Annotated in this window: 14 protein-coding genes and 1 pseudogene; 7 read left to right on the top strand and 8 right to left on the bottom strand. The window is 71.5% G+C overall.

Going from position 1 to position 26478, the window contains the following annotated elements; genetic code table 11:
* Positions 1-9: 9 nt before the first annotated feature.
* On the top strand, positions 10-1014 hold the full coding sequence (locus tag AB0L91_RS26865) for a Gfo/Idh/MocA family oxidoreductase (protein ID WP_365014729.1): 1005 nt from the start codon (positions 10-12) through the stop codon (positions 1012-1014).
* Here AB0L91_RS26865 and AB0L91_RS26860 read toward each other — a convergent pair.
* From AB0L91_RS26860 to AB0L91_RS26850, 3 genes are read right to left on the bottom strand one after another with little or no spacing between them, the layout of a single operon-like run.
* A complete protein-coding gene (locus AB0L91_RS26860; protein WP_365014727.1) occupies positions 997-2064 on the bottom strand; it encodes an alpha/beta fold hydrolase in 1068 nt (355 codons plus the stop codon). The two genes, AB0L91_RS26865 and AB0L91_RS26860, sit on opposite strands and share 18 nt — an antisense overlap.
* On the bottom strand, positions 2061-4736 hold the full coding sequence (locus AB0L91_RS26855) for a thioester reductase domain-containing protein (protein WP_365014724.1): 2676 nt from the start codon (positions 4734-4736) through the stop codon (positions 2061-2063). Before AB0L91_RS26855 ends, AB0L91_RS26860 begins: the two co-directional genes overlap by 4 nt.
* Positions 4733-14812: an HAD-IIIC family phosphatase gene (locus tag AB0L91_RS26850; RefSeq protein ID WP_365014722.1), complete on the bottom strand. Its 10080-nt coding sequence runs from the start codon at positions 14810-14812 to the stop codon at positions 4733-4735. The genes AB0L91_RS26855 and AB0L91_RS26850 overlap by 4 nt, the downstream gene beginning before the upstream one ends.
* Positions 14813-14985: 173 nt before the next feature.
* Here AB0L91_RS26850 and AB0L91_RS26845 point away from each other — a divergent pair, with 173 nt between their 5' ends.
* The 4 genes from AB0L91_RS26845 (at position 14986) to AB0L91_RS26830 (ending at position 18324) form a co-directional block, all read left to right on the top strand.
* Positions 14986-16314, top strand: a complete 1329-nt coding sequence (locus tag AB0L91_RS26845) for a cytochrome P450 (RefSeq protein WP_365014719.1) — start codon at positions 14986-14988, stop codon at positions 16312-16314.
* 85 nt (positions 16315-16399) lie between these two features.
* The gene (locus AB0L91_RS26840) at positions 16400-16681 is read left to right on the top strand and encodes a hypothetical protein (RefSeq protein WP_365014717.1); all 282 of its coding nucleotides are present in this window, start codon (positions 16400-16402) and stop codon (positions 16679-16681) included.
* Between the two features lie 28 nt (positions 16682-16709).
* A complete protein-coding gene (locus tag AB0L91_RS26835) occupies positions 16710-17783 on the top strand; it encodes a magnesium and cobalt transport protein CorA (RefSeq protein ID WP_365014714.1) in 1074 nt (357 codons plus the stop codon).
* A 139-nt stretch (positions 17784-17922) separates the two neighbouring features.
* The gene (locus tag AB0L91_RS26830) at positions 17923-18324 is read left to right on the top strand and encodes a hypothetical protein (RefSeq protein WP_365014711.1); all 402 of its coding nucleotides are present in this window, start codon (positions 17923-17925) and stop codon (positions 18322-18324) included.
* 61 nt (positions 18325-18385) lie between these two features.
* Here the strand turns inward: AB0L91_RS26830 and AB0L91_RS26825 are convergent, their stop codons facing one another.
* The 3 genes and pseudogenes from AB0L91_RS26825 to AB0L91_RS26815 form a co-directional block, all read right to left on the bottom strand.
* Positions 18386-20386, bottom strand: coding sequence for a glycosyltransferase family 39 protein (locus AB0L91_RS26825; protein ID WP_365014710.1), 2001 nt, complete (start codon positions 20384-20386; stop codon positions 18386-18388).
* Between the two features lie 124 nt (positions 20387-20510).
* Complete coding sequence (locus tag AB0L91_RS26820) at positions 20511-20885, bottom strand: helix-turn-helix domain-containing protein (RefSeq protein ID WP_365014708.1); 375 nt, start codon at positions 20883-20885, stop codon at positions 20511-20513.
* Positions 20886-20888: 3 nt separating this feature from the next.
* Positions 20889-22106 (bottom strand): annotated as a pseudogene (locus AB0L91_RS26815) (DHA2 family efflux MFS transporter permease subunit); the annotation flags it as partial.
* A gap of 369 nt (positions 22107-22475) precedes the next feature.
* Here AB0L91_RS26815 and AB0L91_RS26810 point away from each other — a divergent pair.
* Positions 22476-23132: a TetR/AcrR family transcriptional regulator gene (locus tag AB0L91_RS26810; protein ID WP_365014706.1), complete on the top strand. Its 657-nt coding sequence runs from the start codon at positions 22476-22478 to the stop codon at positions 23130-23132.
* The gene (locus AB0L91_RS26805) at positions 23129-23971 is read left to right on the top strand and encodes an LLM class flavin-dependent oxidoreductase (RefSeq protein WP_365014702.1); all 843 of its coding nucleotides are present in this window, start codon (positions 23129-23131) and stop codon (positions 23969-23971) included. Before AB0L91_RS26810 ends, AB0L91_RS26805 begins: the two co-directional genes overlap by 4 nt.
* Before the next feature lie 4 nt (positions 23972-23975).
* On the opposite strand, the gene AB0L91_RS26800 is transcribed toward AB0L91_RS26805, so the two are convergent.
* Together AB0L91_RS26800 and AB0L91_RS26795 are read right to left on the bottom strand one after the other, a co-directional pair.
* The gene (locus AB0L91_RS26800) at positions 23976-25583 is read right to left on the bottom strand and encodes an ABC transporter ATP-binding protein (protein WP_365014699.1); all 1608 of its coding nucleotides are present in this window, start codon (positions 25581-25583) and stop codon (positions 23976-23978) included.
* Positions 25580-26362 (bottom strand): ABC transporter permease, encoded by a 783-nt coding sequence (locus AB0L91_RS26795; protein ID WP_365015291.1) that lies wholly within the window; start codon positions 26360-26362, stop codon positions 25580-25582. Before AB0L91_RS26795 ends, AB0L91_RS26800 begins: the two co-directional genes overlap by 4 nt.
* Between the last annotated feature and the right edge of the window lie 116 nt (positions 26363-26478).

The following is a 26478-nucleotide window of genomic DNA, read 5'->3' as shown; positions in this document are numbered from 1 at the left end:
CGTCTGCTCGTGACCGAAGACCCACGCCTCACGCTCCGTATCGGCATTCTCGGCGCCGCCGCCATCGCGCCCGCGGCGATCGTGGGTCCGGCCCGGCGCCATCCGGAAGTCACCGTCGCGGCGGTCGCCGCGCGCGATCGCACGCGGGCCGCGCGTTTCGCGGACAAGCACCGGATCGCGCGGGTCTTCGACGACTATCAGGAACTGGTCGACGCGCCGGAGATCGACGCCGTCTACATTCCGCTGCCGAACGGCCTGCACGGACGCTGGACGCGGGCCGCGGTGGCGGCGGGCAAGCACGTCCTGTGCGAGAAGCCGTTCACCGCGAACGCCGACGAGGCGCGCGAGATCGCCGCGCTGGCACGGGATTCCGGCCGCGTGGTGATGGAGGCGTTCCACTACCGCTACCACCCGCTGATCCGGGCCGCCGAGGACATCATCGCGTCCGGCGAACTCGGCACGCTGCGGCGGGTGGAGACCGCGCTGTCGTTCCCGCTGCCGAAGTTCTCCGACATCCGCTACGACTACGACCTCGCCGGCGGCGCGCTCATGGACGCGGGGTGCTACGCCGTGCACATGGCCCGTGTGCTCGGCGGCCAGGACCCGGAAGTCGTCACCGCGCGGGCGAAACCGCACACCGATCCCCGGATCGACCGCGCGATGACGGCCGAGCTGCGGTTCCCGGCCGGGCACACCGGGCGCGTCAGCTGCTCGATGTGGTCCTCGGACGTCCTGCGGATCAGCGCGACCGTCGTCGGCGACCGCGGCCGGATGCGCCTGCTGAATCCGGTGCTGCCGCACTACGGGCATCTGCTCGCCGTCCGCTCCGACCGCGGCAGGCGGGTCCGCCGCTTCCCCCGCCGCCCGTCCTACGACTACCAACTCGACGCCTTCGCCGATGCCGTGCTGCGCGGGGCGCCGGTGGCCACCACCCCGGACGACGCGATCGTCACCATGTCCGTCATCGATGCCGTCTACCGCCGCGCCGGGCTGCCACTACGCCTGCCCAGCTGAGTGCTCGTCGAGGAAGTCGACGAGGTGCCCGAACACGTCGAGCGCCGCGCCCCGGCCGATGAACGTGTCCAGGTGCCCGTACGACGGGATCTCGGTGTAGCGCACGTCGAGACCGGGATTGCGCACCGCGAGCACCTCGTGGCAGAGCCGGTTGGAATCGACCCAGGCCGCGTTGCGGCTGCCCGCCAGCAGCAGTACCGGGCAGTCGATGCGGTCGGCGTGGTCGAGGGCGTTCTCGGGCAGGGCCAGGTAGCGGTCGTCGTCGAGGTTCCAGCGCACGACGGCGTGGGCCAGCTCCATCTGGCGCAGGTGCGGCAGCACCGAGAGCGGGATCGCGCCGAACAGCTCGGCCAGCCGGTCGTGGGTGCGCGGGTCGAGGTGGTCGTGGGCGAACAGTTCGGCGCCCATCCCCCAGCCGTGGTGGACCATCCGGCAGGTCGGGTCCGGGCAGTCGCCCTTGCGCGAGAGGGCCGCGTAGAGCAAGGTGCGCCGCGACCACAGTCCCACCTTGCGGAAGTCGGATTCGAGGTGGCCGACGCGGGAGCCGAGCAGTTCGCTGCCGACCAGCACCCGCACCCGCGTCGAGGTGCTGACCTTCGGGGTGAGGAACACGCCCTGGGCGACGACACCGGCCAGCCCGGGCAGCAGGCCCGCGGTCAGGCTCTGCGCCAGCGCCAGCGCGCCGACGCAATGCGCCACCGCGAACAGCGGACGGTCGCCGATCGACTCCCGGACGCGGGCGACCGCGGCGGGCAGGTCGTAGAGCGCGACATCGTCGAGGGTGTAGGGCGGACCGGACACGTTGTAGGGCAGGCGGCTGCTTCCGCGCCAGTCGAGCAGCCACGACTGGTAGCCCGCGTCGGCGAGGACGTCGACCAGATTGCGGATCTCGGCCAGCGCGAACATCTCCGAGGACACCCCGTGCCCGTGCACCAGCAGCACCGCGGGCGCGCCCTGGGGGCCGACGCGGCGCAGTCGCAGGTCGAGTCCGTCGGCGGTGCGGACCGTGATCGTCTCGGATTCGGTGCCGGACACCCGGGTCTGGCTCATCGGCGGTGCTCCTTCCGCAGGGCGCGGCGCAGGTCGAGCAGGTCGATGCCGACGCGCAGCATGGGCTCCATCAGGCTCTTGCCGAGCTGCCCGCCGAACCAGCTGAGCCACAGCATCTTCGCCAGCCGCCGTTGCCGTTCGGGTAGTCGTGGATCGATCTCGATGCCGTCGATCTGATCGGGCAGGTAGGTGTGCATCGGCACGGCGACCTCGCCGGTGTAGGAGCCGGGTTCGCCGACGCGGCCGAGTTCGATCACCTGGGTACCCAGCTGGCGGACGAAGCGGCGCCGGGCGGCGGCGAACTTGTGGCCGGTCCACCACCAGGTGCCGCCGGCCGGATCACGCAGCGTCAGTTGGTACCGCATGATCGGGTGCCGCAATTCGTCGGGCAGCGGGATTCCCTCGTGCGGCCGGACCGTGGCGGTCCCGTCGACACGCAATGGTTCGTCGTGCAGGGCGGGACAAGTGAGCTCTCCGGTGACGTCGAGGGTGCGCGCCGCGAAGACCTGGGCGCTGTTGGCCACCGACAGGGTCAGCCGCAGTTCGCACGGGAACGACACGGATTCCCCTGTCCGGGTGACGGTTCCGCTGAGTGTCTCGTGGAATCGCAGGTACGGGTGGTCGCCCGCCGGGGCCACGGCGGCCAGGGCGGCGAGCATCCGGGCGCGCGCCGGACCCGCGCTGCTCGGAGCGGGCAGGCCGTGGGCGGCGGCGAAGGCCTCGGTGCGGGTCGCCGTCGCGGGTGGGGTGTCCACCATCGCGGTCAGCTGCCGCCGGGCGACCGGGCTCCGCAGCACCTGGGCCAGCGGCTCCAGTTCCGTGATCGCTTCGTCCTCGATCGCCCGGACCACGTCGGCACACCACCGCGCCCAGTCCTGGACGCGGACGCCCATGCCGCCGAGCGTGGTCTCGGCCATGATCTGGTCGAGCGAGGTGGGCGGTCCGGTGAGGTGATAGGTCTGGCCCCACGCGTCCGGGGTGAGGACGATCTGCGCCGCCACCCGGCTGACCCAGTCCACCGGCGCCGCGTTCAGATACCGGAAACCGGGGACGGTGCGGAACCGCAGCAGGGCCGCGGTGATGCCGGTGTTGAGGTCGCGCGGATTGTGCGCCCCTGTCTCGGGGTGGCCGCCGATGCCGCCGGGACGCAGCACGGTCACCGTGACGCCGTGCTCGCCCGCCCGCCGCAGCAGGGCCTCGGCCGCCCATTTCGACCGGTCGTAGCCGATGGGCAGGGCGGCGACGTTGGCGGTCGGCGCGTCCTCGGCGAGGGTGGTGGCGGTCGAGCCGTTGAATACCGCCAGCGACGAGATGTGGTGCAGCGGTTTGGATCGCGTGGCGCAGGCCAGCTCGGCCAGGGTGAGCGGACCGTGCACGTTCGTGCCGCGCAGCGAGGGGTACCCGCGCAGGAAGTCGACCGCGGCGCCCGCGTTGACGATCGCGTCGATCTCGGCGGCCAGGGTGTCCCAACGTGCGGCGGTGAGACCGAGCCGCGGCCTGCGCAGGTCGCCGGCCAGTGGGGTGACCCGGCGCAGGATCTCCCGTGACCACGGCAGGGCGTAGCCCCGGAGGGCGTGCTCGAGCCGGTGGGCCGCGGCGGCATCGTCGTCGGCGCGGACCAGGCAGACGACGTGGGCGTCGCTGTGCCGCAACAGGTCGAGCAGCAGGTGGCTGCCGAGGAATCCGGTCGCCCCGGTCAGCAGGATCCGGCGGGGCACCACCGACTCCGGCGCGGCCACCACCGGCAGGCGGTCCGCTCCGGCCAGATCGGCGAAGAGCAGGGCGAGGTCGTCGGTATCCGCGGGCGCGGGCGATTCCGCGCTCGACTCGACGGGCTCCAGCAAAGCCACAGACCCGTCGGCCTTTTCGGCCAGCCACCGCTGCGCCAGTCGCCGTGGACGCGCATCGAAGAACACCGTGTCGAGGTCGAGGTGGATATCCAGCTCACGTGCCAGAGCCGCGACGAATTCGACGGCGGCGATGGAAGTGCCGCCCGCGTCGAAGAAGTCGGTGTCGACGCCGACCGCCGATGCGGCGAACCGATCGGCCAGGGCGGCGATTTCCTCGGCCACCTCGTCGACATCGGCGGCTCGCACGTGGACGTTCGGGCTCGATGTGGTTCGCCAGGCGGCGTCCGAGGTGTCCGACTGCTCGTCGGCCTCGGTTTCGCCGAGACGGCTCGGGTCAGCGGTGCCCGAGGGGCCAACCGCCAACCCGACAGCCTCGGCCCCACCGATGCGACCGGGCCCGGCGGTGCGCGCGGTGTCAGCCGACGGCCCGACAGCCTCGTTCCCGCCGATGTGGCCAGACGCGGCGGCTTCCGTGATGTCAGTCGAGTGCCCGATAGCTGCGGCCACGTCGGTACGCCGCGGCGCGGCAGTGTCCGTCGTGTCGCGCGAGTGCTCGATGGCCTCAGCCGAGTCGGTACGCCGCGGCCCGACGGCGTCCATGGTGTCACGCGAGTACTCGATGGCCTCAGCCGAGTCGGTACGCCGCGGCACGGCGGCATCTGGGTGGTCGGCACCGCCGAGTGGCTCGCCGCTGTGCACGCCGACGCGGGCCAGCAGTGCGGCGACATCCATTCCCGCAGCGCCACTGTCGATGGACTCACCGCGGGCCCGCCGGTCGACGGTGGGGTTGCGGGCCGTGGTCACGTCGTCCTGGCTCGTCACCGGATCACCTCTCCCACGGGCACGGGGGTGTGCCAGGAACGGAACTCGCGCAATCGGTCCGGTGTCGTCGACACCTTCTGCGCGTCGTCGTGGGCGTCGTGGCCGTGCAGGCGGGCGGCCAGGCGGCGCGCGGGGGTGTTGCGGGCGGTGTTGTCGACCGTCATGCGCACCGTCGAGCAGCCGAGGGCCTCCGCCCGATAGGCGACCCAGCGCAGCAGCCGTTCCTCGACGCCGCGGCCGAGGGCCCGGCAGCTGAGCTGCCAGCCGGTGACGCGCAGGCTGTCACCGTCCACGCGCAGGGCCAGCACGGAGATCAGGCCGTAGTCGCCGAAGCGATCGCGCGCGGTGGCGGTCCAGACCTCGCCTTCGGTGCGCCAGCGGTCCAGGTCGTCGCCGGTGACGGCGGCGAGGGTGAACTGGGTGGTCCGCCGCACGAGCTGCCGTGCCCGGGTGGCGGAGTCGTCGGTGAGCGCCTCGATCTCCACCTCGAGGCCGAGCTGATCGAGGAACTGTTCGAATTCGACGGTGGCGCGGACGGTGTCGCGTGCGGACTCCTGGCGGTAGAAGTCGGCCCGGCCTCGGTCCTCGGCGGTCGTGGCGAGCGGAACGAGCGGCCACAGCCGGGTGAGGAAGGACGGGAGTTCGTCGGCGGGCGGGCAGGTCACCGCGAGGACTTCGGGGAGCTCGGCGCGCATCCGCGCGATCTCGACGGGGTTGTCGTCGAGGTAGCAGAAGGTGTCGAGTCCCAGGCGCAGCGTGTCGGCGACGGCGGTCAGGCGGCCCGGCTTGGCCGCCCACCCGGTGGCCACGGCGGCGAAATCCGCACGGCGCAAGGGACTATCCGGACGTGCCAGTATTTCGTGCACGATGTCGTCGTCGTTGTTGGTCAGCAGCACCAGCAGGGTGCCCGCGTCGCGCCACTGCCGCAGCCGGGCGGCCAGCGCCAGCCGCGACGCGTCGAAACGCACACCGGCGGAGCCGATTTCGCCCGCTGTCCCGCTCCACAATGTGTCGTCACCGTCCACGGCGATGACCTTCGGCGCCGGTTCGCCGACCGCGGCGACGGTCGCGACCAGGGTCAGCGCCACCGCCGCCTGGAATTCCGGAGTGAACGGCAGATGCGCCAGGACCTCGGTGCGCTCGTCGAAGGGGGCATCCACCGCGTGCACGCGGTGCCACTCGGTGTGCTCGAGCAGCGCGACGCCGGGAATGTCGCGCAGCCGATCGGCGACGGTCCGCTCCCAGTCCGCGCACCGCGGCGTCGGCCGCAGCGACGGGAGGAGGCCGACGATGATCGGCCGTCCGGTCCGCGCGACGACATCGCCGACCGCCGTGGGGAATTCGATCGCCAGTTCGGCGAGCACATCGTCGGTGAGGTCACCGAAGCGCTCCAGATCCGCGGCGCGGATCAGCACGACACCGACCTCGGTCGACGGCTGCGCGAACACGCCCGACGGGTCACGCAGGCACGACAGCACCTGGTGGTACGGCGCTTCGGCGACGGTGAGTGGCACCTCGGTGGCCGCGGCCGCCAGCAGTTCGGGGAGCCGCCCCAGCGCGAATGTCGCACCGACCGCGACCCGCAGGCCCGACTTCGACTGCTGCCCACCGCTTTCGGGCACGGCGGGCGCACCGGGATCGGCGACCGCCGCAGCGACGACATCGAGGTAGTACCTGCCGAATTCGGCGCAGGCCGCCGCGTCGATGATGTCGGTGTTGTAGGTGAACCACACCTGGCCGGTGTCCGGCAGCACCGCGATCATCAGATCGAGATCGGAGAACCCGGTGCTCACCGGGACGATCTCGGCGCTGGCCACCGCGGAGTTGGCGCGCAGATAGTTGAAGTAGACCTCCACCATCGGCGCGTTGTCCCGGTACAGCCCCTCCCCGGCCAGTGCGGCCAGGACCTCGGCGAACCCGGCCCCGGGCGCGAGGAGCGTGCGGAGCCGATCACCGGTGCGCCGCAGCACATCGGCGACCCGATCGCCGTCGGCCACCTCCGCCGGAAACGGTACGGGCACACCGAAGTAGCCGACGGCGTCGGTCGCGTCCGCGTGCATCCGGGTGTCGACCGGTACCGCGAGTGCGAACCGATCGACCCGCTGCCGCCGGGCCAGCGCGACGGTCAGCGCGCCGAGGAACAGGGCGGCCGGGGTGATCCCGAGCTCGCGTGCCCGGTCGGCGACCCGGGCGTGCAGTCCCCGCGGCAGGTCCAGTGCCGAGGCACCCGCGCCGTAGGTGCGCTCGGCCGGGCGGGGGCGGGCGAGGGTCAGGTCGAGCCGTTGCGCCCCGGCGAAGGCGGCGCCCCAGCGCATCACCGCGGTGTCGTCGCGTCGGCTCGGTTGCGCGGCGAGCAGCTGGTGCAGGTCCCGGTTGGTGACGGCGTCGCCGAGCGGGGCACCGGACAGGTCCGTCGCGAGTTCGCCCGCGACCAGCAGCATCGACTGCACATCGCTCATCCCGTGGTGCGCCCCGAAAAGCAGCACCTGGCCCGCCGCACCGGCGTCGAGCAGTTCGAAGCGCCACAGTGGACCGGTCGCCGGATCGAACGGCGGTGTCATCAGAGCGCGGAAATGCCGCTCCACGACACTGTCGTCGAGGTGGTCCAGCGTGCGCCACCCGACCGGTACCTCGGCGTCACGGAAGATAGCCAGTTCCCGGCCGTGAACCTCGCTGGGCCGGATGGTGCTGCGCAAGGCGGCATGTCGGCGAACGAGCCGGGCCACGGCCGCGCTCAGCTTTGTCCGGGTGACCGGTACCGGCACCCGGACCGCGACGCCACCGGTCTGCGCGGCACTCGGGATGCCGAGCTGTTCGGTGCGCAGCAGCCGCATCATGTCGCGGGTCACCGGCAGCACCTCGACCTCGGGGACCTCGACCACCACGGCGGCGGTGTCGTCGCCGGCCCGGCGGCCGATCTCGTCCACGAGATAGCCCGCGAGGTCGGTGAGGCTCTGCTCGGCGAGGATGGTGCCCAGCGGCACCGCGATCCCGGTGTGCTCACGCACCTTGTTCCGCAGTTCCACCGCCATCAGCGAATCCAGGCCGAGACCGTGCAGCGACATCCCGGCGTCGACCGTCTCGGTGCCGCCGTGTCCGAGCACGTCGCCCGTCCACCCGGCCAGCGCGGCCAGGGCGGTGGCGACCGCGTCGGCGCGGGGCGCGGTGCGCAGCTCGTCGGCGAAGCGCGAACTCACCCCGGCGTCGACCGCCGCGCGATCGGCCACCGCGCGGCGGGGCGCCCGCCGCACCAGCCCGTGCAGCAATGGTGGCACCGCCGGTGAGCGGCGCAGGACCGCGGTGTCCAGGAGCAGCGGCACCAACAGCGGATCGCCCTGTGCGAGAGCGGCATCGAAGCACGCCATGCCGTCGGGGACGGCGAACGCGCGGACCCCGGCGCGGGCGATGCGGGCGATGTCGGCGCGGGCCAGATGGTCGTGCATGTCGACTTCCCAGGCGCCCCAGGCCAGGGCCTGCGCGGGCAGGCCCACCGCTCGGCGATGCAGCGCGAGTGCGTCGAGATAGGCGTTCGCGGCCGCGTAGTCGGCCTGGCCGGGGGTCCCGAACAGGCCACCCGCGGCGGAGAACAGGACGAACATCGACAGCGAGCGATCGGCGGTGAGTTCGTGCAGGTGATGCGCCGCATCGACTTTCGGGCGCAGCACCGCGGTCAGCTGGGCCGGGGTGAGCGAGCCGATGGTGGCGTCGTCGAGGACACACGCCGCGTGCACGACACCGGCCAGCGGCAGCCCGTCGAGCAGATCGGCCAGTGCGGATCGGTCGGTGATGTCGCAGGCGGCGAACCGCACCCGCACACCCCGCTGTTCGAGGTCGTCGCGCAGGTCCGCGCCGCCGGGGCCATCGATGCCGCGTCGGCTGACCAGGACCAGGTCGCGCGCACCATAGGCGTCGGCCAGGTGGCGCGCGAGTGCCGAGCCGAGGCGTCCCGGCGCACCGGTGATCAGCACCGCGCCGTCGCCCAGGGTGATCCGGGGCGGCGGCGTGGCCCCGGCGGGTTCCGGCAACCGGGTCAGCCTCGGCACGAACGCGCGACCGTCACGGATGACGAACTGCTGTTCGCCGCCGGCGAGCAGCGCCGGGTAGTCGATCTCCGGGTCGGCCGAATCGACCAGGACGATCCGCCCGGGGTTCTCCGACTGCGCCGAGCGGACCAGACCCCAGACCACCGCACCGGCCGGATCCGGGCTGATCGGGGAACCGAGGGCTGCCGAGGCTTCGGGGTTGCTCCCGAGCGGGTTCTCAACCACAGCGTTGCGGGTGCGAACCACGAGAGTGGACCGCTCGAATCGACGGTCGCCGAGGAACGTCTGGAGCTCGGCCAGGACTCCCTGGGCAACGGTGTGGACCTCGGCGATCGACTGCCCCTCGGGGACAGCGAGCACGACGGTGTCGCCAACCCCGGGCCATTCGACCACAGCCGACCCGCCCGTCGCGGTGGGCACCGCGAAAGGTGTCCACGTCAGGCGGAACAGGCGGCGCGACGCCGCAGCCGGTGACGCACCCTGCCACTGGGTGACATCGATCGGACGCGACAGCAGCGACCCCACCGACACGACCGGACGGCCCGACCGATCCGTCGCGGACACGGTGACGGTGTCGGGCCCCGACCGGCTCAGCCGCACGCGCAGCGCGGTCGCGCCGGTCGCCGACAGCACCACGTCGGACCAGACGAACGGCAGCAGCGCGTGCTCGCCGTCGCCCGCGAACAGCGCGGTGGCGTGCAGGGCGGCGTCGAGCAGTGCCGGGTGGAGACCGAATCCGGCCGCGTCCTCGTGCGCCTGCTCGGGCAGTTCGACATCGACGAACAGGTCGTCGTCGCGTCGCCACGCCGCACGCACCGCCCGGAACACCGGACCGTACCGATGACCTCGATCGAACAGTCGATCGTAGAGCCCGCCGATATCGACCGGCTCCGCACCGGCCGGTGGCCACACAGCCGAATTCGTCTGCGTTGGCGCGACTCCCGGGTCCTCGCCGAGCTGCCCGTCGGCGTGCAGCGTCCACTGCGCGTCCGGATCGTGCTCGTCGCGGGCGTACACGCGCACCGTCCGCCGCTGCTCGGCGTCCGCGCCGCCGACGACCACCTGGAGCTGGATCGCGGCACGCTCGGGCACCAGCAGTGGCGCGCGCAGCACCAGTTCGCGGACGACCGGGCAGTCCACCTCGTCCCCGGCGCGCACCGCCCACTCGACCAGCGCGGCACCGGGGACCAGCACCGCGGCGGGTCCCGCATGGTCGGCGACCCACGGGTGCAGCGCGCGGGACAGCCGCCCGGTCAGGGTGACGCCACCCGAATCCGGCTGTGCGACAACGGCACCGAGGACCGGGTGGGCGATGTCGTCGAGACCGATCGCGCCCGTGTCACGGTGACCGCTGTCGGTCCAGAACCGCCGCTCGTCGAAGGCGTAGGTGGGCAGGTCGATCCGGCCCGGACCGGGAGCGAGGCGGCTCCAGTCGAGGTCGTGTCCGGCGGCGTACAGCGCCGCCTGAGACCGCGCCAGCGCCGTTGGCCCGTCCTGATCTCGCACCAGCGACCCGACGGCGATCACGTCCCGCCCGAGTTCCTCCGCGACGGTCCGCACGGCGGCGGTCAACGACGGATGCGCGCCCAACTCCACGAAGTAGCGGACACCGTCGCCGATCATCCGCTCGACGGTGGCGGCGAAGCGCACCGTCTCGCGCGCGTTCCGGTACCAGTAGTCCGGTCCCGTCGGCGCGAGCGTCATCGGCTCGCCGGTCACCGTCGAATACCACGGGATGGTGGGCGCGTTCGCGGACAGGTCGGCCAGCTGCGCGGTCAGGTCGTCGCGGATGTCCTCGATGATCCGGCAGTGCCCGGCGAGGCCCGGCCCCGACGCACCGAGCCGGGTGTAGACGCCCGCATCGTCGAGTTCGGCGAGCAGCGCGGTGACGGCGGCCTGTTCACCGGCCACGATGGTCGATCGCCGGATGTTCACCGCGGCGATCGAGATCCGGCCGTCGTAGGCGAGCAGCCGCGCGGCCACCTCGGCCTCGGGCAACCCGATCATCGCCATCGCCGCCGGGTCGTCGATGGCCTGCATCAGGCGGCTGCGGGTGACGACGATCCGGGCGGCATCGTCGAGGTCGAGCGCACCCGCGCAGTACGCGGCGGCGATCTCGCCCTGGCTGTGCCCGAGCACCGCGTCCGGGGCGACACCCGCCGCCCGCCAGGTGGCGGCCAAGGCGGCCATGGTCGCGAACAGCACCGGCTGCACGACCGGGAAATCGACCAGATCGACGGTGGTCAGCGTGGCCAGCCGGGCGGTCAGCGACCAGCCGAGGTATGTACCGAATGCCTTGTCGCACAGCTCGAACTCGGCACGAAACGCCGCCGATTCGTCGAGCAGGTCCCGCGCCATGCCGACCCACTGCATGCCCTGCCCCGGGAAGACGAAGGCGGTCTTCGCGGTGGTCAGCACCGGACCGTCGCCCACCACGACATTCGCCGCGGTCCGGCCGTCGACCAGGTCGCGCAGCGCGCCGATCATCTCGTCCCGATCGGCGGCGACCAGCACGGCGCGGCGCTCGAACTGACTGCGTTCGGTGCTCAGCGCCCGCGACACCGACCACGGCTCGGCGCCGGGATCGGCGAGCACGAGGTCGAGCAGCCGCTCGGCCTGCCCGTGCAGCGATCGTTCGCTCCGCGCCGAGATCGGCAGCAGCGCGACCGCGGTCTCGCGGCCGGACGCGATCGGCGCGGGGCTCGGCGCGGGTTCCTCGAGAATCAGGTGCGCGTTCGTACCGCTCAGCCCGAACGCACTCACTCCGGCCCGGCGCGGCCGGTCGCCGCGTCGCCACGGGGAGGTGTGCCCGAGGACCGCGACCCCACTGCGCTCCCAATCGACATGGGGCGAGGCGACATTCACGTTCAGGGTGGCCGGAATGCGCTCGTGCTCGAGCGCGAGCACGAGCTTGATGACACTCGCCACGCCCGCCGCCGCCTGCGTGTGGCCCAGGTTCGACTTGAGCGAGCCGATCCCCAGCGGCCGCCCCGGATCCCGGCCCGGCCCGTACACCCGCGCCAGCGCCCGCGCCTCGATCGGGTCGCCCAGCGCGGTGCCCGTGCCGTGGGCTTCCACGTAGTCGATGTCGTGCGGGGTCAGCCCCGACACCCGCAGCGCCGAGCGCAGAACCTGTTCCTGTGCGGCACCATTGGGCGCGCTCAGGCCCTGGCTGCGGCCGTCCTGATTGACCGCGGACCCGCGCACGACCGCGAGCACCCGGTCACCGTCGCGGCGGGCGTCGCCCAGCCGCTTGAGCAGCACCACGCCCGCGCCTTCGGCCCACACCGTCCCATCCGCGTCGGCGGAGAACGGGGCGCACCGGCCGGTCGGGGACAGCACTCCCAACCGGCACAGCTCGATATGAGCGACCGGCGACATGAGCAGAGTGGCGCCACCCGCCAGCGCGAGATCGCACTCCCCCGCCCGCAGCGCCTGCATCGCCAGGTGCATCGCCACGATCGAGGAGGAGCACGCGGTATCCAGGGTGACGGCCGGACCGTGCAGGCCCAGCGTGTAGGAGATCCGGCCCGAGGCGACGCTCGGCGAAAGACCCGTTCCCACTTGCCCGTTCAGCTGCTCGGGCGCCGGGTCGGCAAGATATCCGGTGCTGTACACGCCCAGGTAGACGCCGGTGGCGCTGCCGTGCAAGGTCCGGGGATCACGTCCCGAACGCTCGATGGCTTCCCAGGCCAGGTGTAGCATCATCCGCTGCTGGGGGTCCATGACCCCCGCTTCGCGGGGGCCGATGCCGAAGAACGCGGCGTCGAAACGATCGATCCCGTCGACGTATCCGCCGCGGAACGTATAGGCGGTGCCGGTCGCGGTCGTGTCCGGGTTGTACAGCCCGTCGATATCCCAGCGCCCCGGCGGCACCTCACCCAGCCCGTCGGCCCCGCCGTCCAGCAGCCGCCACAGCGCCTCGGGGGAATCGGCGGCGCCGGGGAACCGGCACGACATGGCGATGATCGCGATGCCGTCGTCGTCGGTGTCCTCGGTCGCGACCGCGTCGACAGCCGGGGTCGGCACCGCCGCGTCCTCGGTCGGTCGGGCGAGGACGGTCGCGACACCGTCGATCGTGGGGTGGTCGAAGAAGAGGTTCGTGTCGATGAAGCGGCCCGCGAAGTCGGACAGGTCGACGACCAGTTCCACCAGATCCGCTGACCCCAAACCGAATTCGACCAGCGGGCGGTGCACGTCGACCCGCTCGGGATCCAGCAGGGCCTGGCGGGCGATCGCGGTCACCAGCCAGTCCCGCACCGCCTCCGCCGACAGGGCCGACGCCGGCTCGTCGACCTCGGGCTCCGCGGCGACGGCCGCTTCGACGTCGGCGATCTCGTCCTCCGGCGCGCGCATGGGACCGGCCAGCAGGGTCAGCAGTTCCCCGGACAGATAGGCCGCCCGGCACGCCGAGCGCTGGATCTTCCCGCTACTGGTCTTGAAGACGGTGCCCGGCCGGATCAGCAGGACCGCGGCCAGGGTGAGGCCGTGCTCGGTCGCCACCACGGCTCGCACAGCGCCTTCGATCGCCGACAATTCGGCGGGGTCGGTCCCGCGGACCTCCGCGACGACGACCGGCTGCTCCCCGTCCAGATCGACGGCGAACGCCGCCACACACCCCGCCCGGACCCCGCTGTGAGCCGCCTCGACGGTGACCTCGATGTCCTGCGGATAGTGATTGCGCCCGTCCACGATCACCAGATCCTTGCGCCTGCCGGTGACGAAAAGTTCACCACCGGAGAGGAATCCGAGATCACCGGTACGCAGGAACGTCGCGTCGCGCCCGGGTAGCTCGGCGCCGAAGACCTCGGCGGTGGCCGCATCGTCGCGGAAGTAGCCCGCCGCGACGCTGTCACCGGCCACCCAGATCTCGCCCTCCTCCCCCTCCGCGCGCTCGGTCCCGCTGTCCGGATCGACGATCGACAGCGAGATCCCCGGCACCGCGCGACCGACGCCGACGAGTTCGCCACCGCGCGTGGGACTTTCCGCGGCGGGCATGATCGTCGGCGCGGCGGTCGTGGACGGGGCGGTGACGATCAGCGTGGCCTCGGCCAGGCCGTAGACCGGCTGCTGGGCCGTCGCGCGGAACCCGGCACGGGCGAAGGTGTCGCTGAAGCGGCGCACCGTGCCCGCCCGCACGGGCTCGGCGCCGTTGAACGCGCACCGCCACGAACTCAGGTCCAGCTCGTCGAGTTGCTCGGGCGCGATGCGGCGCAGACACAGTTCGTAGGCGAAATTGGGTCCACCGCTGGTGTGCGCGCGATAGGTGGAGATGGCGCGCAGCCACCGTTCCGGGCGCTGCAGGAAGTGCAACGGCGACATCAGCACCGAGTGCGCGCCGCGATACACCGTGTGCAGCAGCGGCGCGATGAGTCCCATGTCGTGGTACATCGGCAGCCAGCTGGCGAACAGCGCGCCGTCGTGGTCGGCGATCCGGTCGTGGCCCAGGCCCGCGGTCAGCGCCGCCTGGTTGTGCAGCAGATTGGCGTGGGTGAGGACCACGCCGCGCGGCGCGCTGGTCGAGCCGGAGGTGTACTGCAGGAACGCCACCGAGTCCGGTCGCAGCTCCGGTTCGCGCCAGCGCAGGGCCGCCGCGCTGGGCAGGTCGTCGGTCGACAGCCACGGCACCCCGGCCAATTCCGGGATCTCGGCTCCCAGCGCCGCCGCGTCGGCGAGGATCCGGCGCGGCGCCAGCACGATGTCGACCTCAGCGTGGGCCACCATCCGCCGCAACCGCCGCAGTGACCGGTTCTCCCACTCCGGCAGCGGCGCGGGCACCGCGACCACCCCGGCGACCAGACACCCGAAGAACGCCTCGGCGAACTCGGGCCCGGCCGGATACAGCAACAGCGCCCGCCGGGGCGCGGAATCCTGGAGCACGGCGCCGATCGCGCGGGCCCGCCGCCCCAGTTCGGCATAGGACAATTCGTGCACGACACCATCGACGTCACCATTGTCCAAGAACCGATACACCACCTCGGCCGGCCGATTCTCGACCTGGGCGAACAATGTTTCGACGAAAGTGTTGAGCACGAACTACTTCCTCTGACCGTGGAACCCACTGACTGCGCCCACAATAGCGGCCACACGAGCGCTCAGCGGGCGTCGTGAACCATCGACCGCGTCATGGTGAGCCCCGATAATTGGGGGCATCGAATTTTCGACACCGCTTGGCACAACGGCATTTTCGCGGTGAGGATGGCGGGGTGTCACAGACCTCCCTCGCGCTGCGCGACCTGCCCCGACTACCCCTGCGCCGGCTCGGCGAGCTGGGCGGATTGCTGCGCCCCGGCACGCACAGTTCCCCGCTGCGGGAATTCGGCGAGCGATTCGTCGTCGATCCCCCCGGATTTCCCACGATGCTGGTCACCCACGAACCCGGTGATGTGCGCGCGCTGTTCGCCAATCACGACGACTTCTCCATCGGCCAGGTCCTGAGCCGGTTCTCGAGTCACGACGTGATGTTCGGCAAGCAGACGATGATCTTCCTCGACGGTGAAGAGCACCGGCGCGAACGCAAGCATTTCGCGCCGCCGTTCCAAACCGCCGCACTGCGTTCCTACGAGGACCTGATGGTCGACGTGGTCGAGCGCGAACTGCCGAACTGGCCGGTGGGTGAGTCCTTCGAATTCCTGACCGCGGGCTACGACCTCGCCATCGGCGTGTTGCTCGGTGTCGTCTTCGGCGAGGTCGCGCCGGAGCGCCGCGACCGCCTGCGGAACGCGGTCGCCGCGTGGTTCGGCGAGATCGAGAGCCGCGGCTTCCTCGCCGTCACCCTGATCACCCCGTTCATCGGCGGCCTGACCATCCCCTACCCGCCGCTGCGCCGCGCCCAGCGCGAGGTCGACGCCGTCATCGTCGAGGAGATCACCGCCCGCCGCGCCGCGCCCGAGCACGCGAGCGGCCGCCGTGACGTGCTGTCGCGCTACATCGGCACCGACCTCGACCAGCACGACGACCCCGCCCTGGCCCGCAATATGCGCGGCATCCTGCTCGGCGCCTACGAGACCACCGCCATCACCCTCGGCTGGATCGCCGCCATGCTGGCCGCCCATCCGGCCGCCATGGCCGAGGTCGACGCCGCCGTCGACACCGGCGACAGCGCGCGTCTGGACGACTATCTCGACGCGGTGGTCGCCGAAGTCATGCGGCTGCGCCCGGTCTCGCCGTTCACCGGCCGACGGGCGTTGCGCGACACCGAGATCAACGGCATCACCATCCCGAAGGGCGCGATCGTCATCGTGCCGATCCTGCTGATCCACGAATCCGAGCACCACTACCCCGACCCGATGACCTTCCGTCCCGAGCGGTTCCTCGACCACCGCCCGAGCACCAACACCTGGCTCACCTTCGGCGCGGGCGCGCACCGCTGCCTCGGCGCGCAGTTCGCCCTGGCCGAGGCGCGGATCCTGTTCCGCACGGTGCTCGAGCATCGCCGCATCGCGCCGATCGACGGCCCGATCGAGCCGCCGCGGCGCTATCACACCGGCTTGAGTCCCGCCGCGAACGCGCGCATCACCCTGCTCCCCCGCTGACGGCGGCGACGGCCCACCACACTAGTGTTGCCGAAAGTGTGCTGGCCGTCCGTCGGCGGCGGCGATCTCCGATGAAGGGACAGTTGTGAACCGCACCCTGCTCGTCACTTCCGTGCTCGCTCTCGCGCTTCTCGGAACCGGTTGCTCGCGCGCCGCCGACCCGGTGCCGCCCACCCCGACGACGCCGCCGCCCACCACCCCCACCGACTCCACCACCCCCGTTCCGATCCCGTCCGGCACCCACCGCAGAGAAGGCGACTCCTACGACCCGACCGACCCGAACAGCGTCTGCTTCGGCGCCAAGCCCGAACTCCCCCGCCCGTACGCGGGCTGTCCCGGTTACGACCCGAGTCAGCCGCACGGATAGTGGACGTGCGGCTCCGTAGGATCGTGCGGTGTCATCAGCTCCGCAGTTCCGGTTTCGACGTTCCCGCTTCACTCCCGCGCAGGACGCGCCGAAGCCTGCGGTGCCGACGGCGCGGGCGATCGTCGATTGCGGCGTCTACGTGGCCGGGCGGCGTCTGCCCGGCCGGTTCACCCCGGCCGCCGCGCTGGCGGAGGTGCGGCGCCGGTGCGAGGGGTTCGTCTGGGTGGGGTTGTTCGAGCCCGATGCCCGGCAGATGGGTGAGATCGCCCGGACCTTCGACCTGCATTCGCTGGCGGTCGAGGACGCGGTGAAGGGCAACCAGCGGCCGAAACTGGAGCGCTATGACGACACCCTGGTCACGGTGATGCGCACGGTCGCCTATGTCGAGCACGACATGGCGACGGTGAGCGAGATCGTCCAGACCGGCGAGATCATGGTGTTCACCGCGCCCGATTTCGTGGTCGCGGTCCGGCACGGTGAGCATTCCGGGCTGGCCGAGGTCCGGCACCGGCTGGAAGCGGATCCGCAGCGTCTGGCGCGGGGGTCGGGTGCGGTGCTGCACGCGATCACCGATCACGTCGTCGATTCCTATCTCGAGGTCGCCGGATCGGTGGAGTACGACGTCGAGCAGATCGAAGAGGAGCTGTTCACTCCGCGCAGCCGCTTGCCGATCGAATCGATCTATCAGCTCAAGCGCGAGATCGTGGAGCTGCGGCGAGCGGTGAGCCCGTTGGCCCAGCCGTTGCAGCTGCTGACCCGCCCCGAGATACCGCTGCCCAAGGAGATCCGCCGCTACCTGCGCGATGTGGCCGACCATCACACCGGTGTGGCCGAGCGGATCAACGACCTCGATGAGTCGCTGACCGCGCTGGTGGGCGCGGCGGTGGCCAAGATCGCGATCCAGCAGAGCGCCGACATGCGCCGGATCTCGGCGTTCGTGGCGATCCTGGCGGTCCCGACGATGATCGCCGGCATCTACGGGATGAACTTCGACTACATGCCGGAACTGAGGCAGACGTGGGGTTATCCGGTGGTGCTGGCGACGATGGTGGTCATCTGCCTGGCGCTGGTGGTGGTGTTCCGCCGGATCAGGTGGCTCTGAGTCTCGGCCGATCGCGTGTCAGTGGTGGTGTCAGGTGTGCGTCAGGGCGGTATCAGGACGCCCCGGCACAGTGTGTTCATCGAAGAAAACAACCGGCACCGACACCGTCGGCGCCACAACGGATTTCGAGGAGAACACCATGTCTGTCACCACCCTGACCGCCCAGGACGCCGCCACCCTGCGCACCGCCGCCTACGGCGCCGTCTCGCTGCTGGCGGCCGCGGGCGCGCCGCACAAGGCGATCTCGCACGGCTCGATCGCCCTCACGTCGGCGACCGGTCTGGTCGGTCACGTGCTGGCCGCCAAGTCCAAAGATGTTCACCTGCACGGTAAGTCGGTCGCCGAGCTCGCCGACCAGGTGTTGCCGAGCCTCACCGCGGCCGTGCGCCTGCTGGGCGAGCAGCACCCGGCCGAGGCGGCCAACTTCCGCGACACCGTCCTGACCGCCACCGAATCCGCCGCCCAGTTCGCCCAGGGTGCGCCCAGCCCCGCCGTGACCGCGATGCTGCGCAAGATCACCGCGGCCCTCGACGCCGCCTGACAGGTTCGCTGAACAGACGAAGCGCCCGCCGGACGGGTTCCCGGCGGGCGCTTCGTTCGTGTCAGGTCTTCGGCTGGGTGAGGTCGTAGAGCGTGACGCCGTCGATCTCGATGGCGTTGTAGTGTTCCGTCACCCAGGCGGTGACCCTGGATCCTGCGCTGGTGTTCGACGAGTCCGGTCCACCGCCGGATCCACCGGCAATGAAGTAGTGGATGTCGCCGTCGGCGACGTACCGCTGGAACTGCTCCAGGGTCGGCGACGGGTCGCCGCCGCTGAATCCGCCGATGGCCATGACCTCGCCATCACTGGCGAGCTGATACCCGCCCTGCGACATCGAGCCGACCGTCGCCGCGACCCATCGGTAGGAGTCGTGATCGGCGTCGAGCAAGGCCACCACCTCGTCGCTGACATCACCACCGCCGGATCCGGGGATCGTCGTGGTGCCGGATCCGGGGGTTCGATCGGCGCCGGGCATGCCACCGTCCGTGCTCGGACCGTCGCCGACAGCGCCCGGGAACCCGCCGGGACCGCCCGCGCTCCGCTCGGTCTGCGGGCCCGCGGTCGGGATCGACCCGGTGTGCGCGGTGCCGATCGTGTCGACGGTGTACGTGACGGGCCCGGCGACACCGACGAACAGCGCGGCCAGCACCGTCACCACGGCGAGGTTCGTTCGCTTCCCGGCCAGCAGCCCGGCCATCGCGAGCACCGCGGCAGCGGCGACCACCCACTTCAGCCACGGCACGAAATCCGGTGTGCGAGTGAGCAGAATCCACGCCGTGATCGCGGTCGCCGCGACGGCGGCGGCCAGGGTCAGCCGGATCCACCAGCGGTCCCGCCGCGGCCACAGCACACCGAGCCCCGCCGCGATGATCCCGGCCAGGGCCGGTGCCAGGGCGACGGTGTAGTACTCGTGGAAGATGCCGCTCATCAGGCTGAACACCACACAGGTGACCACCCCCCACAGACCGAACAGCACGAGCACGGCCCGGCGCGGATCGCTGCGGCGCGCACGCCCGCACACCACGAGGCCGGCGACCAGCAGGATCAATGCCGCGGGGATCAGCCAGGCGATCTGTCCGCCGACCGCGTCATTGAACATTCTTCCGATCCCGTTCTGCGAGAACGCACTTCCACCTCCGAAGCCGCCGGGCACGTCACCGGAGATGTCGGGCAGATTCCCGCCACCGGATCCGCCGCCTGGGCCTTCACCGCCGCTCAGCCGGTCCAGCCCGTTGTAGCCGAGGGTGAGTTCGATGATCGAATTGTTCTCCGAGCCACCGAAATACGGTCGCTGATCGGCGGGCCAGAACTGGGCGATCAGAATCCACCAGCCCGCACCGACGACCATCGCCGCCCCGGCCGCGAACAACTGCGCGATCCGCTTGCCCAGCGCGGGTGGCCCGAACAGCAGGTAGGTCAGGGCGAGCGCGGGCAGGACCAGCAGAACCTGCAACTGCTTGGCCAGGAACCCCAGCCCGACGAACAAACCGCACCACACCAGCCAGCGCCACCGGCCGTCACTCAGCGCCCGGCTCATCGCCCACACCGCGGCCAGCATCAGCAGCACCAGCAGCGCGTCGGGGTTGTCGAACCGGAACATCAACGCCGCGACGGGGGTCACCGCCAGCAGCACACCCGCCAGCAGTCCGGCATTCGCTCCATAGTGCCGGCGCACGATCGCCCACAGCAGGGCGACCGACGCGACGCCGAGCAGCACCTGCGGCACCAGCATGCTCCAGCTGTTCATCCCGAACAGCCGCACCGACAGTTCCATCGGCCACAACGAGGCCGGGGTCTTGTCGACGGTGATGGCGTTGGACGCGTCGAGCGACCCGAAGAAGAACGCCTTCCACGACCGCGCCCCCGCTTCGACGGCAGCCGCGTAATAGGTGTTGGCCCACCCGTTGGCCGACAGGTTCCACAGGTAGGCCCCGGCGGTCCCCACCAGCAACAGGACCAAGCCGACCCACTGCGCACGTCCATCGCGGCGCACCGTGACCGGCTCGCCGAGTTCGGCACGGGTATCGAGGTGCCCGGAAGGCACGATGGCGGTAACTGACATAGCCACCACCTTGTCCCCGCCCACTACAGCCCAGCTGGGTACCGGCTGGGAGCCCGCTGTGAACCACGACGCCACCGCGCGACCACCCCGCGCGAGGCAGAACGCCGGCCCGGCACGCGGCCGGTCAGCGCATGGACCCCCTGGTCCGGCCGACCAGGTCGTGGCGGCGCAGGATCGCGTGCACCGTGGAGACGGCGGGGACGTGGTCGGTGGTGGCGCGGAGCAGCTCGGCGCGGATGCGGCGGGCGCCCCAGCCGGGGCGGGTCAGCCGGATCCGCACCACGGCCGCCTCGAGGTCCGCGGGTGAGCGGCCCGGCACGGTTTTCGGGCGACGGGAGCGCGGGGCGAGCCCATCCTCACCGTGTGCCCGGTAGCGCGCGAGATAGCTGTAGTACGTCTTGCGCGAGATCTCGTAGCGGCGGCATACCTCGGTCACCGTCAGCCGGTCCCGTTCGGGGGCCTGCAGGATCTCGAGCCACTGTCCGGAGGGAATGCTCATCGATCACACCGCATCGGCCCGGTCAGCCACCGGCGCGGGCGCGGCCGGCGGGGCGGCGTCCTCGGTGGGCGCGGCCGTGGGCTTGCCGGGGATGAACGAGGCCGCAGCGATCATGATCACCGCACCGCCCGCGATCCAGAGGTAGGCGTGCTGGAAGCCCAGCTGCGCGCCGACGGTGGTCTCCATGACCAGGGCGACCGTCGCGATACCGATCGAGGCGCCGAGCTGGTTGAGCATGTACAGCACCGAACTGCCCTGGGGCACCAGCTCCGGCGGCAGCGTGCGGTACACCGACCCGATGACCGGCGCGCCCGCCGACCCGGTGCCGACGCCGAGGGCGACCGCCGCCAGGGCCGTCCACCAGAGGTGGGTGTCCGCGTCGAAGCGGGTGAACACCAGCGAGCTCAGCAGCGCGATGGTCGCGCCGATCAGCGCGAGCCTGCGGGAGCCGAGTGAGTCGGACAACCTGCCCGCCAACGGCATCGCGATCGCGGAGCCGAGGCCGAAGGGCGCGAGCAGCAGACCGGCTTCGAAGGCGTCGAAGCCGCGCACCTGCTGGTAGTACAGCGGGATCGCGAAGATGCTGGCGAAGCTGACCAGGCCGAGCAGCGCGGCCGCGATCACACTGGCGGTGAAGCTGCGCCGCGCGAACAGCCGCAGGTCGATCAGCGGCGGTGTGAGCCTGGGGCGCAACGCGTGCACGGCGTATCCGGCCAGCAGGACGACGGCGACACCCAGCGGGAGCAGCACCGGCCAGCTCGCGGCGGTCCCGTGCTCGCCGACCGCCGACAGCGCGAGCACACCGGCGGCGACACCGGGACCGATCAACGCCACACCGAGCACGTCGAGCTTGGTGGTGGACGGTTCGGGCGGATCGGCGGGCAGGATCCGGCGCGACAGCACGAAGGCGACGATCGCGATCGGCACATTGATCAGGAACATCCAGCGCCAGTCGAAGCTGCTCAGGATGAGTCCGCCGACGATCGGGCCGAGGATCGGACCGGTCGACCCGACGATGCCCATCACGCCCATCACCCGGCCCATCCGGTTCGGGCCCGCCGCCCGCGCCAGCAGGGTGAGCATGAGCGGGTCGAGGATGCCCGCGCCGATGCCCTGGATCACCCGGAACACGATCAGGCTGTCGATGGACCAGGCCAGGCCGGAACCGATCGAGCCGAGCAGGAAGACCACCAGCCCGGACAGCCACAGGGTGCGGCCGCCGAACCGGGTCGACCGCCCACGCGCCGACCGGGATCGTGAGGGTCAGCGCGAGGAGGTAGCCGGTGGACACCCAGCCGACGGTGGCGAGCGAGGTGTCGAATCGGGCGGACAACGTGTCCACCGCGACCGCGGCCATCGAGCCGTCGAGGATGCCCATGATCCCGCCGAGCAGGATCACGGCGATCATCCGGCGCAGGGCCGGGTCGAGCCGGTCTTCCAGGGGTTGCGTCATCGATTTCTCCCGAACTGGAGCAGCGTGAATTGAACTCGCTGGTTCACTCTAATGTTCGAGCACGAACATTACAACCGGAGTACATGGAACTGAACCAGCGAGGCAATTTTCCGGTGCGGATGGGATAGACTGCGGTCGTGACTTCAGCGACGACACCGGCCGGTCAGACCACTTCGCGCGGGCGGATCGACAAGCGCCAAGCGATCCTGGACGCGGCGTTCGTCGTGTTCGCCCGGCGGGGGTACGCGCAGGCGGGCGTGCAGGAGATCGCCGAGGTGGCCGGGGTCGCCAAGCCGACCATCTACAACCACCTCAACGACAAGGAAACGCTGTTCCGGCACGCGCTGGCCGCCGTGAGCGACGCCGTGCTCGCCGAGAACCTGGCGGTGGTCGAGCGGTTGCGCACCCCGGGTGACGATCTGCGCGCCACCCTGGAAGACGTGGCATACCGGCTGATCCGGTCGTGTTGTTCGGAGCAGTCCCGATCCCTGCGCTGGCTCACCTACGGTCAGGTGGCCCAGTTCCCCGACCTGATCGATGTCGTGGTGAGCCGCACGTCCGACCAGCTCGGCGACGCGCTCGCGGATCGGCTGGCGCGGCTGGCGCTGTCGGGGCGGTTGCGCGCGAGCGATCCCGCCACCGCCGCCGAGCAATTCCTCGTGCTGATCACCGGGCCCATGGAGGGGCGGACCAGGCTGGGAACCCGCAAGGTCGCCGCCGCCGAGATGCACGCCGTCGCGACGGCGGCGGTCGACACCTTCCTGCGCGCCTACGGCACCACGGAGAACCCTTGAGCCACCGCCCTTTCCGCTTCGGCCTGGTCACCGTCGCCCCCGCCGACGCGACAGCTTGGACGTCGACCGCCCACCGGGCCGAAGACGCCGGCTTCTCGTCACTGCTGCTGCCCGAGCTGCCCGGCCCGGTACCCGCTCCGCTGACCGCGCTCGCCTGGGCGGCCGCGTCCACCACGACGCTCGAAGTCGGAACGTTCGTGCTGGCCAACGACTTCCGCAACCCATTCGTCCTCGCCAGGGAGGCCGCGACCCTGGATCTGGTGTCCGGCGGCCGGTTCCGGCTCGGGCTCGGCGCCGGTCAGACCGCGCTCGGCTACGGCGAGCTGGGTGTCGCGGTCGAGTCCGACCGGATCAGGTTCGAGCGTCTCGCCGCCTCGGTCGGGATCGTCAACGCACTGTTCCGCGGGGAACGCGTGACGGCGACCGGACCGCATTACACCAACGCCGGGACGGCGCTGCTGCCTCCGCCGCCACGCAAGGTGCCGCTGCTGATCGCGGCGGGTGGGCGCAGGGCGACCGAACTCGCCGCGGCCGAGGCCGACACCGTCGCGTTCAGCACCTTCGCCGCCGACCAGCTCGCCCGCCAGGTCGGTTGGCTCGAAACTGCCGCGGGTACACGTCTTTCCGAGATCGAACGTGGTCTGCGGTTCAGTACCCCGGCGAGCACCATCGGACCGCCGATCCCCGCCGGCGCGCCGAATCTGCTCACCGGATCGGCCACGCGGGTCGCCGATCAGCTCCACCGGCTCCGCGACGAATACGGCATCTCCTACATCGTCCTCGACGACGACGCGGCACGGGAACTCGCGCCGGTCGTCGCCCGCCTGGCGGGAACCTGATCGCTCAGGCCCCCTCGACGAGTCCGGCACCGGGAACGGCGGCCAGGAGCTGCCGGGTGTAGTCGTGGGTCGGCGCACCGAAAACCCTTTCGGTGCTGTCGATCTCGACGATCCGGCCCCGGCGCATCACCGCCACCCGATGGGCTATCCGGCGTACCACGGCGAGATCGTGCGAGATGAACAGGTAGGCCACGCCGGTAGCGGCCTGCAACTCGGCGAACAGCTCGAGGATCTGTGCTTGCACCGAGACGTCCAGTGCCGAGACGGGCTCGTCGCAGACCACCAGTTCCGGTGACAAGGCCAGCGCCCTGGCGATCGCGACGCGCTGCCGCTGCCCGCCGGAGAGTTCGGCGGGCCTGCGGTCCAGCATCGCCAGGGGCAGCGCGACCCGGTCGAGCAGCTCGCGGGCCCGCGCCGCGCGGTCGGCACGGTTGCCGATCCCGAAGACCCGCAGGGGCTCGGTGATCACGTCGCGGATGGTGAAACGCGGATCCAGTGACGCGTACGGGTTCTGGTAGATCACCTGGGCCCGGCGGCGGAAGGCCCGCAACCGCGCGCCCGTGCTCGCGGTCACCTCGTCGCCGTCGAAGACGATGCGGCCCGCCGTGGGTGGGGTCAGGCGCAGCACCATCCTGGCCGTGGTGGTCTTGCCCGAGCCGGACTCCCCCACCAGCGCCAGTGTCTCCCCGCGGCGCACGGTGAAGCTCACCTCGTCCACCGCGGGGACACTCCGCGCGCGCGGCAGCGGGAACTCCTTCACCAGATTCTCGACGGTGAGCAGCGGCGGCGCGGTGTCCGGTAGCCGGCCGGGCGGGCGGGTAGCGGCGCGTCCGGGGACGCTGCTCAGCAGCTGCCGGGTGTACGGGTCGCGGGGGTTGTCGAGGATCTCGCGGGTCGGTCCGCTCTCCACGATCCGGCCGCGCGACATCACCACGATCCGCTGGGCCCGATCGGCGGCGACGCCGAGGTCGTGGGTCACCAGCAGGACCGCGGTGCCGAGGGTTTCGGTCAGGCTCGTGATGTGGTCGAGGATGAGCCGCTGCACGGTCACGTCCAGGGCGCTGGTCGGCTCGTCGGCGACGATGAGCGCCGGATTCGCGGCGATGGCGACGGCGATGAGGGCGCGCTGGCGCATGCCACCGGACAGTTCGTGCGGGTACTGGGCGGCGCGCGTCCTCGGGTCGGGCATCCCGGCCCGCGCGAGCAGGTCCACCGCCGCGTCGGCCGCCGACCGCCGCGATGCCAGGCCGTGGATCAGCAGTACCTCGGCGACCTGTGTGCCGATGCGCTGCACCGGGTTCAGCGACACCGCCGGGTCCTGCGGGATCAGGCCGATCTGCGCGCCACGAATCGCACGCAGGTGCTTCTCGCCCGCGGTGGCGAGATCGGTGCCGCCGAACCGGATACCGCCCGCATCGATCCGGCCCGCGGCGGGCAGCAGCCCGGTGACGGCGTGCGCGGTCGAACTCTTACCCGATCCGGATTCCCCGACCAGCGCGACGATCTCGCCGGGCGCGATGTCGAAGTCCACCCCGCGCACCGCCCGCGCCCGGCCGGTGCGGGTGCGGTACGACACCGACAGCCCGCGCACTTCCAGCAGCTTCCCGGTCATCGGCGACGCTCCCATTCCCCGTCCAGTGCCCGCGCGATCCGGTTGGTCGCGAGCACGACGAACGCCACCATGAGGCCAGACATGGTCGAGATCCACCACGCGTTGGCGAGATAGTTCCGGCCGCTCGCGATCAGCGTGCCCCATTCCGGCGCCGGCGGGACCGCGCCGTAGCCGAGGAAGCTCAGCGCCGACACCGCCAGCACCGCGGTGCCGAGCTCGAGCGTCGCCAGGACGACGACAGGGCCGATCGAGTTCGGCAGCACATGGCGGCCGAGCACGGTGAACCAGCGCGCTCCGGACGACCACGCCGCCTCGACGAACACCGCCTGCCGTACCCGCAGCACCTCCGCCCGCATCACCCGGGCGAACCCGGCCACCCCCGCGACCCCCACCGCGATCGCCACCTTCACCGTGCCGTAGCCCAGCGCCGTCACCAGGGCCAGCGACAGGAACAGCGACGGAATCGACAGCAGCACATCGGCGAAACGCATGAGCGCGTCGTCGACCCACCGGCCGACGAAACCGGCGACCAGGCCGATCGCGCCGCCGACCACGAACGCGACGGCCACCGCGATCACCGTCGCCTGGAGCGACATCGCGGTGCCGTGCACGACGCGGGTGAACAGGTCGCGGCCGAGTTCGTCGGTACCGAACCAATGCTGTCCGCTCGGCGGCGCGAAGATCTCCGACGGCACGCCGAGCAGCGGGTCGCGGGCGGTGAACAGCGTCGGCCACGCCGCGGCGAGCACGACCAGCACCAGCGTCACCACCGAGAGCATCAGCCCGGGCCGGTACAGCAGGAACCGCGCGAGCCCGCTCCGGGCGGCGTCGGTGTCGTGATCGTCGTCGGCTGTCCCGGCGATGACGGGGCGGGCGACGGCCGGCGCGGTGTCGG

The organism is Nocardia sp. NPDC051833 (assembly GCF_040681225.1).
GTDB lineage: Bacteria > Actinomycetota > Actinomycetes > Mycobacteriales > Mycobacteriaceae > Nocardia.
This window is presented reverse-complemented; position numbering and strand designations above follow the sequence as displayed.

Coding starts and splice junctions, on each gene's coding strand:
- AB0L91_RS26860 (WP_365014727.1), bottom strand. CDS start 2,064: ATGAGCCAGACCCGGGTGTCCGGCACCGAATCCGAGACGATCACGGTC.
- AB0L91_RS26830 (WP_365014711.1), top strand. CDS start 17,923: ATGTCTGTCACCACCCTGACCGCCCAGGACGCCGCCACCCTGCGCACC.
- AB0L91_RS26825 (WP_365014710.1), bottom strand. CDS start 20,386: ATGTCAGTTACCGCCATCGTGCCTTCCGGGCACCTCGATACCCGTGCC.
- AB0L91_RS26820 (WP_365014708.1), bottom strand. CDS start 20,885: ATGAGCATTCCCTCCGGACAGTGGCTCGAGATCCTGCAGGCCCCCGAA.
- AB0L91_RS26800 (WP_365014699.1), bottom strand. CDS start 25,583: ATGACCGGGAAGCTGCTGGAAGTGCGCGGGCTGTCGGTGTCGTACCGC.
- AB0L91_RS26795 (WP_365015291.1), bottom strand. CDS start 26,362: ATGCTCTCGGTGGTGACGCTGGTGCTGGTCGTGCTCGCCGCGGCGTGG.